General features: G+C 63.2%; 12 protein-coding genes. 5 read left to right on the top strand and 7 right to left on the bottom strand.

Features of this window, described 5'->3' with window-relative positions; genetic code table 11:
• Positions 1 to 26 precede the first annotated feature (26 nt).
• Complete coding sequence (locus ACMX25_RS33020; RefSeq protein ID WP_414954098.1) at positions 27 to 902, top strand: TauD/TfdA dioxygenase family protein; 876 nt, start codon at positions 27 to 29, stop codon at positions 900 to 902.
• 18 nt (positions 903 to 920) lie between these two features.
• A complete protein-coding gene (locus ACMX25_RS33015; RefSeq protein WP_414954097.1) occupies positions 921 to 1,826 on the top strand; it encodes a MaoC/PaaZ C-terminal domain-containing protein in 906 nt (301 codons plus the stop codon).
• Here ACMX25_RS33015 and fabG read toward each other — a convergent pair.
• The 7 genes from fabG to ACMX25_RS32980 are packed head-to-tail and all read right to left on the bottom strand — an operon-like array spanning position 1,786 to position 8,997.
• Positions 1,786 to 2,538 carry a 3-oxoacyl-ACP reductase FabG gene (fabG, locus tag ACMX25_RS33010; protein WP_414954096.1) on the bottom strand — a complete coding sequence of 251 codons (753 nt, stop codon included), beginning with the start codon at positions 2,536 to 2,538 and terminating at the stop codon, positions 1,786 to 1,788. The genes ACMX25_RS33015 and fabG overlap by 41 nt on opposite strands.
• A 15-nt stretch (positions 2,539 to 2,553) precedes the next feature.
• A complete protein-coding gene (locus ACMX25_RS33005) occupies positions 2,554 to 3,711 on the bottom strand; it encodes an acyl-CoA dehydrogenase family protein (protein ID WP_414954095.1) in 1,158 nt (385 codons plus the stop codon).
• Complete coding sequence (locus ACMX25_RS33000) at positions 3,712 to 4,920, bottom strand: acetyl-CoA acetyltransferase (RefSeq protein ID WP_414954094.1); 1,209 nt, start codon at positions 4,918 to 4,920, stop codon at positions 3,712 to 3,714. It abuts the gene before it with no gap.
• 9 nt (positions 4,921 to 4,929) lie between these two features.
• Complete coding sequence (locus tag ACMX25_RS32995; protein ID WP_414954093.1) at positions 4,930 to 6,369, bottom strand: OB-fold domain-containing protein; 1,440 nt, start codon at positions 6,367 to 6,369, stop codon at positions 4,930 to 4,932.
• On the bottom strand, positions 6,366 to 7,280 hold the full coding sequence (locus tag ACMX25_RS32990; protein WP_414954092.1) for a MaoC/PaaZ C-terminal domain-containing protein: 915 nt from the start codon (positions 7,278 to 7,280) through the stop codon (positions 6,366 to 6,368). The genes ACMX25_RS32995 and ACMX25_RS32990 overlap by 4 nt, the downstream gene beginning before the upstream one ends.
• A complete protein-coding gene (locus ACMX25_RS32985; protein ID WP_414954091.1) occupies positions 7,277 to 8,218 on the bottom strand; it encodes an SDR family NAD(P)-dependent oxidoreductase in 942 nt (313 codons plus the stop codon). The genes ACMX25_RS32990 and ACMX25_RS32985 overlap by 4 nt, the downstream gene beginning before the upstream one ends.
• A complete protein-coding gene (locus ACMX25_RS32980; RefSeq protein ID WP_414954090.1) occupies positions 8,203 to 8,997 on the bottom strand; it encodes a glutaredoxin domain-containing protein in 795 nt (264 codons plus the stop codon). The genes ACMX25_RS32985 and ACMX25_RS32980 overlap by 16 nt, the downstream gene beginning before the upstream one ends.
• A 249-nt stretch (positions 8,998 to 9,246) precedes the next feature.
• On the opposite strand from ACMX25_RS32980, the gene ACMX25_RS32975 reads away from it, so the two are divergent.
• Genes ACMX25_RS32975 through ACMX25_RS32965 form a run of 3 tightly spaced genes read left to right on the top strand, consistent with a single transcriptional unit; the run spans position 9,247 to position 12,468 of the window.
• Positions 9,247 to 10,419, top strand: a complete 1,173-nt coding sequence (locus ACMX25_RS32975) for an acyl-CoA dehydrogenase family protein (protein ID WP_414954119.1) — start codon at positions 9,247 to 9,249, stop codon at positions 10,417 to 10,419.
• Positions 10,416 to 11,129, top strand: coding sequence for a TetR family transcriptional regulator (locus ACMX25_RS32970; RefSeq protein WP_414954089.1), 714 nt, complete (start codon positions 10,416 to 10,418; stop codon positions 11,127 to 11,129). Before ACMX25_RS32975 ends, ACMX25_RS32970 begins: the two co-directional genes overlap by 4 nt.
• The gene (locus tag ACMX25_RS32965; RefSeq protein WP_414954088.1) at positions 11,119 to 12,468 is read left to right on the top strand and encodes a phenylacetate--CoA ligase family protein; all 1,350 of its coding nucleotides are present in this window, start codon (positions 11,119 to 11,121) and stop codon (positions 12,466 to 12,468) included. Before ACMX25_RS32970 ends, ACMX25_RS32965 begins: the two co-directional genes overlap by 11 nt.
• Positions 12,469 to 12,485 lie beyond the last annotated feature (17 nt).

The raw sequence follows: 12,485 nt of genomic DNA, 5'->3' as shown, positions 1-12,485 counted from the left end.
AACCGGTCACCTCTCCAGATATCGTCATGACCTTTACTCTCCAACCGCTCGCGTCGGCAATCGGCGTGCAAGTCATCGGGCTCGATCTGCGCGAGCCTTTGTCCGACGAATGCATTGAAGCACTGCGCCACGCGTGGCACGAGCACACCATCCTCCTGTTTCGCGGGCAAACGCTCGATCATCATCAGCACATCGCATTCAGCCGCCGTTTCGGTGCGCTGGACGACCACGCCTCCATCCCGAAGTTCCGGCACCCGGAACACCCGGAAGTGCTGCTCGTGACCAACTACGAATCAGGCGGCAAACGGCTCGCGGTGGGCCGCCAGTGGCACTCGGATCTATCGACGACCACCCGGCCAGCGAAAGGCTCGCTGCTCTACTGCTCGGTGTTGCCTCCTGTCGGCGGGGACACGATGTTCTGCAACATGTACCGTGCCTGGGAAACACTGTCGCCAGGCATGCAATCGATGCTGGATGGACGGCTGGCGCTCCACGACATGGCGGTCGCACGGGAGACGCAGGCCAACCGCAGCGCCGATGAGCTTGCTGATATCCGGCGCCGCAATCCGCCCGTTTTTCAGCCGGTCGCACGCGTGCATGACGAATCCGGGCGCAAGGCCCTCTACGTCAGCGAAATGACAACGGTCGGTTTCGAGGACATGACGCGCGCCGAAAGCCGCCAGTTGCTGGAATACCTCCACGAGCACAGCACGCAGCCGGAAAACGTCTACCGGCATCGATGGCAAGTGGGGGACCTGATGATGTGGGATAACCGCAGCGCCATGCATATCGCGCTCGCGGATTACGACCAGACGCAACCGCGCATGATGTTTCGCACCACCCTGCTTGGCAACGCGAGCGGCCGCATTGCGGACGATGCGGCAATCGCACTTGCGCGCTGAGCCGTATCGGCCGGCCGAATGTCGCTAGATCCCGCGCAGTTGCTGAACTGGCGTATCGAGGACGTGGTCCAGCACTACGACGAACGAGACGCAATGTTCTACGCGCTGTCGCTGGGCATCGGCGAGCAAGCCGCTGATCGCTCGCACCTGCGTTTCGTGTACGAATCCGGCCTTGAGGTACTCCCCTCGTTCGCATGCGTTCTCGCCGATCCCGGGCCCTGGCTCGCGGACCCGCGCCTCGGCCTTAATTGGGCCAACATGCTGCACGCGGAACAACGGCTCACGCTGCATCGTTCGCTGGCGGGGGCTGCACTCGTTCGTAGCCGCAGCCGGGTGATGTTGGTGGAGGATCGGGGGCAACAACGTGGCGCGCGTGTCGTGACCCGGCGCGAGTTGAGCGAAGCGGATAGCGGCGCGCCGGTGGCCACGCTCGAGATGACGTCCATCCTTCGCGGGGATGGCGGGTTCATGGCCGGCCCCTTTCCCGGTTCCCGCGCTACCGTATCCACCCCCACGCAAGCATCGGTGACGGTGGAACATCGCGTCCCGTCGCAAGCCGCCCTTTTGTTCAGGCTCAACGGCGACATGAATCCACTCCATGCCGACCCAGGTGCAGCCATGTCGGCGGGTTATCCTCAGCCGATCCTGCATGGCATGGCGACATTCGGTATAGCGTGTTTTGCCGTGCTGCTGACTGCCGGGTTACCGTCTGCGGCACTGCGCACGATCGAAGCGCGCTTCACTGCACCGGTCTATCCGGGCGAGACATTACGTGTCGAGCTGGACGAGCGCGCCGAAACCTTCGACATGTTCGCGGCGGAGCGCGGCGTCAAGGTGTTGTCGCGAGGACGTGCGTCCTTCAACTGCGAAATCGCGCCGACATTCAATAGCGGCCGCCACAAACGTGCAGGACATCGCCGCTGATGTAGGACGCGCGCTCGGAGCAGAGAAACGCGACGGCGTCGGCGACATCGGTGGGCTGCCCGATACGCGGCACCGGCGTGGTCTTCTCGGCAGCTTCGCGCACCTTGTCATAGTGCGGCAGCGCCCGCACGGCCTGCGTATCGATAATGCCCGGCGCCACCGCGTTCACCGTCACGCCGAAGCGGGCGTTTTCGAGCGACATCGCGCGCGTGAATCCGATCAGTCCGGCTTTTGCCGCCGAGTAGTTCGCCTGCCCCGCATTGCCAAGATGCGCGCGCGACGACATATTGACGATCCGCCCCCAGCGTTGCGGGTCCGTGGTCATGTGCGGCAGCACCGCGCGCGTGCACAGGAAAGCGCCCTTCAGGATGACATCGACTACGCTGTCCCAGTCGCTCATGGCCATCTTCGTGATGCGCATGTCGCGCGTGAAGCCCGCATTGTTCACGAGCAGATGCACGCTGCCCCATGCCTTCGTGACCACCTCCGTCATGGCGCTGACAGACGCTTCATCGCTGACATCGACGCGATGCGACATGGCTTCGCCACCGCTTTCCATGATCCGGTTTGCCTGCATGCGGGCGGCATCGCCATCCAGGTCCACCACGGCCACGCGAACGCCTTCCGCCGCGAGCCGGTCGCAAATCGCCGCGCCAATGCCGCGCGCGCCACCCGTGACGATCGCCACCTTGCCTGCTATCCCCAGATCCATGTTGTATCCCTTGTTTTAGCCACGCGCGCGCCGCATCAATTCGCGGCCAATGATCAATTGCTGGATCTGAGTCGTGCCTTCGTAGATGCGGAACAGTCGTACATCGCGATAAAAACGCTCGACGGCGCTGTCGCGCATGTAACCCGCACCGCCATGAATCTGCACGGCACGGTCCGCAATGCGCCCGACCATTTCCGAGCTGAATAGCTTGCAACAGGAGGCTTCAAGCGAGACACGCTCGCCGGCGTCGTGCCGGCGAGCGACGTCGCGCAACATGCATTCGGCGGCATAGAGATCCGCCTGGCTGTCGGCGAGCATGGCCTGAACGAGCTGGAAGTCACCGATCGGCTGGCCGAACTGCTTGCGCTCGACTGCGTAGCGTGTCGCTTCGTGCAGGATGCGCCGGGCCTGCCCTACGCACACGGCAGACACGTTGATACGCCCACGGTCGAGTGATTTCATCGCGGTGACGAAACCGCGTCCAGGCTCGCCTCCGATGATCGCGCTCGCCGGCACGCGCGCGTCGTCGAAGTAGACATCGGCGGACCATGCGCCTGCCTGCCCCATTTTCTTGTCGTGCTCACCGACCGTGACACCAGGCGTATCCGCGGGCACGAGAAACGCGCTGATGTGCGCGTTCTTCGGCAAGCGCTCGGCATGCGTACGCGCCATCACGAGAAACAATCCGGCAATGGGCGCATTCGTGATGTAGCGCTTGCTGCCGCTGATCACATAGTGGTCACCGTCAAGCGTTGCGCGAGTTCGAAGAGCGGCGCTGTCGGAACCGGAATCGGGCTCGGTCAGGCAGAAGCTCGTGATCACCTCGCCGCTCGCGATCTTCGGCAACCAGTGGTCCTTCTGCGCCTCGGTGCCATGCATCAGGATGCCTTGCGAACCGAGTCCCAGGTTGATCCCGACGATCGACCGGAAGGCCGCCGACGCCCACGTCAATTCGACGATGATCTGGGTTTCATCCGCTGCGCCCAGTCCCAGGCCGCCGTAATGTTCCGGCGTGCTGAGGCCGAACAACCCCATGCGGCGAAAGTCGTCGATGATCGCGTCCGGCACGCGGTCGTCATCGGCGACTTGCGACTCGAGCGGCACGAGTTTGTCGTGCACGTAGCGGCGCACGGAATCTTTTAGCTGACCGAGCAATTCGGCATCGATCGTCATCTACGCGCCCTCCAGTCCGACGATTGCGACCGCACTCACGTTCTGGTTCGGCATGCCGCCCAGGTTGTGCGAGAGGCCGAAGACCGGCGGCTTGCCGACTTGCCGCTTGCCCGCGCGTCCCAACAGTTGCAGATAGTTTTCGTAAATCATCCGCAGCCCCGACGCACCGATAGGATGACCAAAGCACTTCAAGCCGCCATCGATCTGACACGGGATGTCGCCATCTGCGTCGAAGCGGCCGTCGAGAACATCGCGCCAGCCTTGTCCCGGCTCGCTCACGTGCAAGTCCTCCATCGTTACAAGCTCGGTGATGGAGAAACAATCGTGGACTTCCATCAGGCTCAATTGCTCGGCAGGATGAGTGATGCCCGCTTCGTCGTAAGCGCGCTTGGCGGCGATTCGCGTGGTATGGAAATAACTGCCGTCCCAGCCCGAACCCTGCAACTCCCATCCATTCGATACCGCCAGTTGCAGCCCCTTCACTGTCACGAGTTCACCGCCTTTGCCGAGCGCGCGAGCAATGTCAGGCGTGGTGACGATCGCGCAGGCGGCACCATCGGACACGCCACAGCAATCGTAGAGACCCAGGGGTTCGGCGATCATCGGCGCGTTGATCACGGTGTCCATGTCCACGGCCTTACGCAGGTGCGCCTTCGGATTGCTCACGCCGTTCGCATGGCTTTTCACGGAGACGTGCGCCATCGCGCGTTTGAGATCCTCCGGCGACACGCCATGCCGCGCGCGGTAGGCGCCTGCCAGTTGTGCAAAATTGCCGGGCGCGGAACCGACGACACCAATCATGTCGAAAGTCGTGCCCCGCGAGCGCACGGGCAGGCCGCCGTAACCCGTGTCCTTGAGCTTCTCCACGCCGAGCGCAAGCGCAATATCTGCCGCGCCCGACGCCACCGCATACACCGCGCCACGAAACGCTTCCGTGCCTGATGCGCAATAGTTCTCGACCTTCGTGACCGCAATGTCGTGAAGCCGCAGCGCCATGGCGAGCGGGATGCCAGACGGCCCGATGTTCATCGCGTCGAATCCGACCGACAGCCACGCTGCGTCGATCTGCGCGGTCTCGACGCCGGCATCGGCGAGCGCCTCGGTGTAAGCCTCGACCATGAGCGCGTCGGCGTCGTCGTTCCAGCGCTCGCCGAAGCGCGCGCATCCCATGCCGAGAATGGCTACTTTGTCGCGAATACCCTTGGGCATGTGAGTTCCTTATACGGCTGGCGCCGCTTTCCAGAAATACTTGGTGAAGTCGCGCTGCTGGTCGACCGACTTGATACGGAAGGTCATGCGCATTGGACGCCCGACTTCGATTTGATCACTGTCGGCATCGGTGAATTCGGCGAGCATGCGGCCACCGCCATCGAACTCGACCATGCCGTAGCATCCCGGCGGATCGGGCGTAAAAGCGAGTCGGTCGGCAGTGAAAGTCAACACGCGCGCCGGGCGCTCGGCAAGCGGATACGGCTCGAGCTTGCGTGCCACGCGCGAGGCCACGGAAAAGCCGGTCGCCGGATATTGCACGTCGCCGGTCTCGGTATCGATACCGCCAACAAGACCCAGCACGGTCGCCCGGTTCCGGTAAAGCGCCGTGAGCGGCTGCTTTTGCTCAAGCTCCGCGCGCATGCCGGTATCGAGGCGGATGCCACCGGTGAAGAACAAGTACTTCAGATAGTTCGATTCCGCTTTCTTGCGCGAGAGCCAACCGGCCACTCCACGCGGATGCACATGATGCGCGAGCGCGAGCGTGGTCTCGATGATCAGGACATCGGCCCCCTGCCCGAAACCCGTGACGAGAATGCGCTCGCCCGGCTTGGCGTTTTGCAAGGCCATGGCGAGCATCACGAGCGGCTGCGCGCAGCCTGCATGACCCAGCGACTCGCCGAGTCCATCAACAATCGCGGCGGGCGGAATGCCGGCATCGCGTGCAAGCGTTTCGGCCACGCCGCGCACTGGAATGGGCACGATCAAATGGTCGATTGCATCTCCCGCGAGACCCGCTTTATCGAGCGCCCCGCGAATCGCCCGGCCGATGATCTTGCCGTAGCCTTCGTCGCGGACCCATCGCGCTTCCCAGCCGTAGTCGAACTGCGCGGCTTTGCCGCGAAAGTGATCGACGAAATCCACCGATAGCGAATGGCTGGCCAGAAGCGTAGCGATCGGTTCGCCCTCGCCAATGACGAACGCCGCCGACGCGTCGCCATTGATCAGTTCGGCTTCGGAACCCGGCCGCGCATTCGCGCGTTCCGCCGCGATGCACAAGGTCGGGCCGTCACTCGCAGACGCCGCACGCAAGCTCTGGATCAGCGCGCCCGTTCCAGCCTTCTGGCTGCCCACGACGTCCTGCGTGAAAATCGTATCCGCGAGATTGAGGGCTTCCTTCACAACGCCTGCGTTCTGCCGGTCCGCGAACGGCAAACTCGTCGATGCCAACAACACCGAACCGATACCATCGCGTGCCATGGTCGACAGCGAATCGCGCGCGGCTTCCACCGCCAACGTGATGGCGTCCTCGTCCCAATTCGCCATCGCCCGTTCGCCGCGCGCGTGGGCTTTGAGTCCCGGCGTAAACCACGCGTGCGCCTGGACGATCGCCGCACGCTGCAGGCGCAGGCGCGGCACATACGCGCCGTACGACAGTATCCCGATCATTGAAGAGGTCTCCTCGCCCGGCTCGCCGTGGCCGCGTCAGGGTGGTAAAGGAACTGGCCGTTGCCCAGAACCAGCGCATCGCGCTCGGCGGTGCGTGCGACAAACGACGCAGCGCCGTCGTCGTCGAACCACACATACGTGACGATCGTCTCGCCCGGATACACCGGCGTGGAAAAACGGCAGTCCATGCGCCTGAAGCGCGCGTGATCGCCTTCGCAGACGGACTCGATCAACGCGCGCGCCGCGACCCCATAGGTGCACAAGCCATGCAGGATCGGCCGCGCGAATCCCACCGATGCGGCAAGCCGTGGATCAATGTGCAAAGGATTGCGATCGCCGCTCAGTTGATAGAGCAGCGCTTGATCGCCGCGCGTGGGAAGCGTCACGATCGCGTCGGGCGCACGTGCGGGCACGCTGTGCGGTGCGCAAACGGGCGCATCTCCCGCGCTGCCACGTGCGCCATCGCCACGCAGGAACGTGCCACGCCTTTCAGTCGCGAGCAGCGTGCCGGCACGTCCTTCGTAGAGATCGCGCCGCGAGTAAAGAATGGCTCCCTTCTCCGCGCCTTTATCGACAACACGCTCCACCTTCAGCACGCTCATGAGTTCGCCGGCTACGGGCAACGGTGCGAAAACTTCCAGCGACTGCTCGGCATGCAGCACTTTCTGCCAGGTCACGCCGTACTGCGGCTCTTTCATCCAGAAGCCGGGCCACGCCATTACCGCGGCCATGGTCGGCAATACCTGGAGGTCCTGGTCGAAGACATACCGCAGCGTGGCGTCGCGGGTCGCTGAATCCATTCCGATACCCAGGCCAAGCGCATACATGATCACATCGCGTGCATCGTGTACGGCAACTGTCTCGCGTGGCGGCATGTCGATCAAGCGCTGCGGGTCGAATGCGGAACTCATGCAGGGTCCCACGAGAAGACATCGGAGGAACGCTGCAGCGGCTGCAGGGTCGGCCTGAAAGCAGGCAGCAGGTCCGAGGCCAGGGTATCGACGGTCCAGCCCTCAGCGCGCTGCATGGAGCGCACCGGGCGCGGCAACGAGAACAGGAAAATCTCGTTTTTCCGCGCGCAGAAGACCTGGCCCGTAACCTCGCGCGCGTGAGCCGAGCAAAGGAACGCAGCAAGCGGCGCGACCTTGTCGGCGGACATGGTCTTGAGGCGCTCGACGCGCGCGCGATCGGCCTCGGTCTCCGCGGGAATGGACGCCGTCATGCGGCTCCAGGCAAAAGGCGCAATGCAGTTCGAGCGCACGCCGAAGCGCTGCATGTCGAGCGCAATCGAAGTCGACAGACCCACGATCCCCATCTTCGCCGCCGCATAGTTCGCTTGTCCCAGATTGCCGACCAGCCCTGATGTCGACGTGAAGTGCACGAACGCGCCGCTGCCCTGCTCCTTGAAATGCGACGCTGCCGCTTTCGACACGTGGAAGTAGCCGTTGAGATGGACATCGATCACGTCGTGCCATTCGGCATGGCTCATCTTGTGGAACATGCGATCCCGCAAGATTCCCGCGTTGTTCACTACTGCGTCGATGCGCCCGAAGTGGTGCAGCGCATCGTCGACGATCGAGGCGGCCTCATCGCCATTTGCGATGTTCGCCGTATTGAGCACCGCGCGCCCGCCCGCCTGGATGATCTCCGCCACCACGTCTGCACCAGGATTGGACTCGCTGTCGTCCGACGGGCCGCCGTAGTCATTCACGACAACCGCCGCGCCTTCCTTCGCGCACAGCAAGGCTATCTCGCGTCCGATACCCCGTCCCGCTCCCGTGACCGCCACCACTTGATCTTCAAGATTCACGTCTTCCTCACTTGTCGCCCGCTCTACTCGTCGTCCCATGCTTTTTCCGGCATGGGCAAACCCGCCAGATCGTCCGCAGTCAACGGATCGGTAACGGTCTGCCCTTGCGCTTCGATCACCACCATCAATTGCCGCGCGTGTTGCGCCGAGTGCCAGGTCGTGCGTTCGAGCACTTCGTGCAGGCTCTGTGCACCCCAATACGTCGGCTGGATCGTGGTGAAATCTGCATCGCGATTGCTCGTCCACCACGCGTCGAGACGTGTTTTCACGCTCTGTCCATAGGCGATGACGTCCTCGCCCGGCAACACTTCATGCGTGCCACGCATGGTCATTTCGTAACTCAACTCGCACGCTTCGTCGCGTGCTTCGAGGAACGCTTCGACCACGCGAAAGACGTGATGCGCCAGCCCGCGCGGCGGCGCCCAGCTGTTGCGAAAAGGGCCGTCAAGAACGGCATCGGTGAGTTGCCGGACAAATCCGATCGCCTTCTTGAGCACAATCTTCACGCGCTCAACCAGTACGTCGGCCGGGAGGCGGACATCGTCTGGAAGATCAAGATCGAGAAACGTCTTGATATCGGCGAGCGACTGGCAATACACATAGCGCTCACCGATCGCAAGCACGGGAATGCTGCGCGCCCCCAACCGATGCAACTCATCCATGGCAGCCGGATCAGCCACCACATTCACTGATTCGAACGCGATGCCATGACGCTTCAGGAATTCCTTGGTGCGCAGACAACTCGAACAACCAGGCGCCCAAAACACGCGAAGTACCGCTTGCGATGGCGCACGGGCAACGGCAAGTTCACTTTCCACGGTTCGTCTCCTCATGCCTGCTTACGGGGTTTCCCTGCAGGAATTCCTGTTGACCAGGAACATACTCATCAGTATTATTTGATGACCGAGAATACTACACAGTATTTTTCCAGGTCAACCGATTTGAACCACGCAGGGTCTTCCCGAATGAACATTTCAGCAGGCGCGGCGGTCGCGGTGAACGAACAATCCGCGCACACGCCACTGGTGGCGCCGGTGCTTCCAGCCAAGCAATCCTCAGAGAAAAAGATGAGGGGCGGTGTCGTTTGGGAACCGGAGTTGACGGAAGCGGAAGGACATTGGCATGCGCTCGCGGCGCAGTTGAGCGCGGCCCATTTCGAACCCCTCGCTGCGGCTATCGACCGGGACCAGCGCTACCCGGAAGAAAGCGTGCTGCAACTGCGTGAAAGCGGCATAGCGACCATGCTGTTGCCGCTCGCGCACGGCGGCGGCGGCGCGAGCCTTGTGGGCTACTGCGCGGTGGTCGAGGAGATCGCACAAAGTTGCGCATCGACGAGTGGAATTGTCGCGACCCTTCAGCTTGGCGCGGCGCCACTCCTTCTCATGCGCGACGAGTCGCTCAAGGCGCAGCTCTTGCGCGGTCTGGTGGAACGCGGGGAAGCGGTGTCTTTCGCGTTGAGCGAGCGCGGCGCGGGCTCCGATCCTGCATCAATGACCACGCTCGCCTACCGCGAAAACGACGGCTGGCGCATTCGCGGCCAGAAGTGCTGGATCGGCGGCGGCGGCGCCGCGCATTGGTATGTCGTCTTCGCGCAAACGGCGCCGGGTACAGGCAAGCGCGGGATCGCGGCATTCCTGGTGTCGGCAAAGGAAGCTGGTGTCGACGACACCCGTTTGGAAGACAAGATGGGCATGCGTGGCACGCGCACCAGCACGATCGAACTGGACACCTGGGTCGCGCAGGGCCACATGCTCGCTGCGCCGGGCGAAGGGTTGCGCATGGCGTTTGGATCGCTCGATGTCGGGAGGGTCGGCGTGGCCGCGCAGGCATGCGGCATGGCGCTCGCCGCCTATCGTCTTGCGGTCGGTTACGCGGTCCAGCGGCGCACCTTCGGCGAACTGCTCATCGACCATCAGGCGCTCGGCTTTAAACTGGCGGACCTCGCCTCGCGGCTTTCTGCGGCACGGCTCATGACCTACGAAGCCGCGCGCGTCTACGACGCAGGCAAGGACGTGTCCGTGCTCGCGGCGCAGGCCAAGCTGATTGCAAGCGAGACCAGCCAGTACGTGATCGACGCGGCATTGCAGATCTTCGGCGGCGCAGGCTACGTCAAGCCCAATCCGATCGAGCGGCTGTATCGCGATCAGCGGGTCACGCAAATCTATGAAGGGACTTCCGAGATCCAGCGCCTGCTGATAGCACGCGCGATCCGGGCCCAAGCAACAGGAGATGCTGTATGACAATCGATGTAGAAGTTCCCCCGCCGCGCACCCGCGCGCCCCGCCCGCAGAAATCGCCGAAGGCCGCGACCGGCGGCAGGAAAGCCGCCATCGACGACGACGCCAGCAGCGCGGCGCAGATTCTGCGCGCTGCCGCGAGCGCGTTCATGGTGAAGGGGTATGCCGCAACGAGCATCGACGATGTCGCGGACGTGCTCGGCTGCACGAAGGGCCGCATCTACTATTCGTTCAAAAGCAAGACCGACCTCTTCTTCGAAGTTCATCGTGAAGCCATGCAGATGATCATGACGGAGACGGGAAAGGCCGCTGAAAATGTCGCCGATCCGATTCAGCGGATCGCGGCCATGTCGCGTGCACACGTGCTTGTCATCATGAAAAACATCGAATTCCAATGCGTTGTCGTGCAGGGTCTCGACATGCACATGCATGGCCAGATCACGCCGCAACAACGCAAGAGCTTGCGCGAACTGCTCGCCATGCGTGACCGTTACGAAGCGATGTTCGTTGAGGCGATCGAAGAGGCGATGCGCCGCGAGACATTGCCCAATCAGGATGCACATGTCGTGGTCAAGGCACTGCTCGGCGCGCTCAACTGGACGACGATCTGGTACCGGCCGCGGCGCGGCGAGACCGCCGCGGGGCGCAGTGCGACGGCCGATGGCGTAGTCGGTTTCTGCGTGCGCGGTCTTGGAGCGCCGTATGCAGCCTGACACCGGCGCTGATTGTCATGACGCCCCGCTCGACGCCTGCGAGACATGGTCCCGTGAGCAGATCGCCGCGTATCAGCTGGACCGTCTTCGCACACAACTCGACTATGTAGGACGTCATAGCGATTACTATCGCCGGGTTTTTGCCCAAACCGGCTGGTCGGCATCGCAATTGAAGAGCCTCGACGATCTGCGGGCATTGCCGTTCACGCGCAAGACCGACTATGTGGAAACCGTCACGCGCGTGCCGCCATATGGCGAATTTCGCGCGGTCGATCCCGCCGACGTGCGCCGTATCCATTTTTCATCGGGCACTAGTGGCACGCCGTCACCGCAGTACTGGTCCGACGACGATCTCGACCGTTGGGCAGGCCTCTACGCTCGCTATGCGCACGCGCAGGGCGTGCGGCGCGGCGATGTCTATCAGTGCCTCTTCGGCTATGCGTGGTTCGTCGGGGGCCTGGGCGCCACGGCTGGTTATCAGCGCCTGGGCGCCACCTGCATTCCGGGCGGTAGTCAGGACTCTGAACGACAGATCCGTTCCATCTTCGAATTCGGCGTGAGCGTGCTCACCAGCACCCCTTCGTTCATCGCGCACCTGGCGCAGACTGCGCGTTCAATGGGACTCGATCCGCGTGAGTCCAAAGTGCGCCGGATCATGCTGGGGGGCGAAACCGGTGCGAGCGTGCCGGCAACGCGTGCACGCCTTGAAGCTGACTGGAACGCACAGTGTTTCGATGCCTACGGCAGTCTGGAATTCCAGACCATCGGGCAGGATTGTCATGCGCAGGCGGGGCCGCATCTCGCCGAAGACTTCCTGTATGCCGAGGTGGTGGACAGCAACACCGCCGAGCACGTGCCCGACGGCACGCCGGGCGTCCTGGTCCTAACGCATCTCGACAAGCAGGCGGGTCCGCTCGTGCGCTGGTGGACTGGCGATATCGTCGTGAGGGACAGCACGCCCTGCACGTGCGGGCGCAGGCATGCGCGGCTCGCCGGCGGCGTCCAGGGGCGCGCGGACGATATGCTCGTGGTGCGCGGGGTAAACGTGTTTCCTTCATCGGTGGAGCAGATCGTACACGGTTTCGAAGAACTCAGCAGCGAGTATCAGATCGTGCTCGACCCTTCCGTGCGCGATGCAAACAGCGGTTTCCTCACCGGCATCCGCCTGCGCGTCGAAGCACTCGGCACAGCGGCATCGCCTGATATCGCCGAGCGCCTCGCTCACGAGATCCGCACTCGCTTACAGGTCCGCGCGCTTGTCGATGTTGTGCCGCACGGCACCCTGCCTCGCAGCACACATAAATCGAAGCGCGTGGTGCGCGAAGGGCTCGACGGATGAAACAGCCCGGGCCCGCG

It is taken from the genome of Caballeronia eucalypticola (genome assembly GCF_047608185.1).
GTDB lineage: Bacteria > Pseudomonadota > Gammaproteobacteria > Burkholderiales > Burkholderiaceae > Caballeronia.
The sequence above is the reverse complement of the archived record's forward strand: the minus strand, read 5'-3'. Positions and strand labels throughout refer to the sequence as shown.

Coding starts and splice junctions, on each gene's coding strand:
- ACMX25_RS32965 (WP_414954088.1), top strand. CDS start 11,119: ATGCAGCCTGACACCGGCGCTGATTGTCATGACGCCCCGCTCGACGCC.
- fabG (WP_414954096.1), bottom strand. CDS start 2,538: ATGGATCTGGGGATAGCAGGCAAGGTGGCGATCGTCACGGGTGGCGCG.
- ACMX25_RS32995 (WP_414954093.1), bottom strand. CDS start 6,369: ATGATCGGGATACTGTCGTACGGCGCGTATGTGCCGCGCCTGCGCCTG.
- ACMX25_RS33015 (WP_414954097.1), top strand. CDS start 921: ATGTCGCTAGATCCCGCGCAGTTGCTGAACTGGCGTATCGAGGACGTG.
- ACMX25_RS33020 (WP_414954098.1), top strand. CDS start 27: ATGACCTTTACTCTCCAACCGCTCGCGTCGGCAATCGGCGTGCAAGTC.
- ACMX25_RS32975 (WP_414954119.1), top strand. CDS start 9,247: ATGAGGGGCGGTGTCGTTTGGGAACCGGAGTTGACGGAAGCGGAAGGA.
- ACMX25_RS32990 (WP_414954092.1), bottom strand. CDS start 7,280: ATGAGTTCCGCATTCGACCCGCAGCGCTTGATCGACATGCCGCCACGC.
- ACMX25_RS32985 (WP_414954091.1), bottom strand. CDS start 8,218: ATGGGACGACGAGTAGAGCGGGCGACAAGTGAGGAAGACGTGAATCTT.
- ACMX25_RS33000 (WP_414954094.1), bottom strand. CDS start 4,920: ATGCCCAAGGGTATTCGCGACAAAGTAGCCATTCTCGGCATGGGATGC.
- ACMX25_RS33005 (WP_414954095.1), bottom strand. CDS start 3,711: ATGACGATCGATGCCGAATTGCTCGGTCAGCTAAAAGATTCCGTGCGC.
- ACMX25_RS32970 (WP_414954089.1), top strand. CDS start 10,416: ATGACAATCGATGTAGAAGTTCCCCCGCCGCGCACCCGCGCGCCCCGC.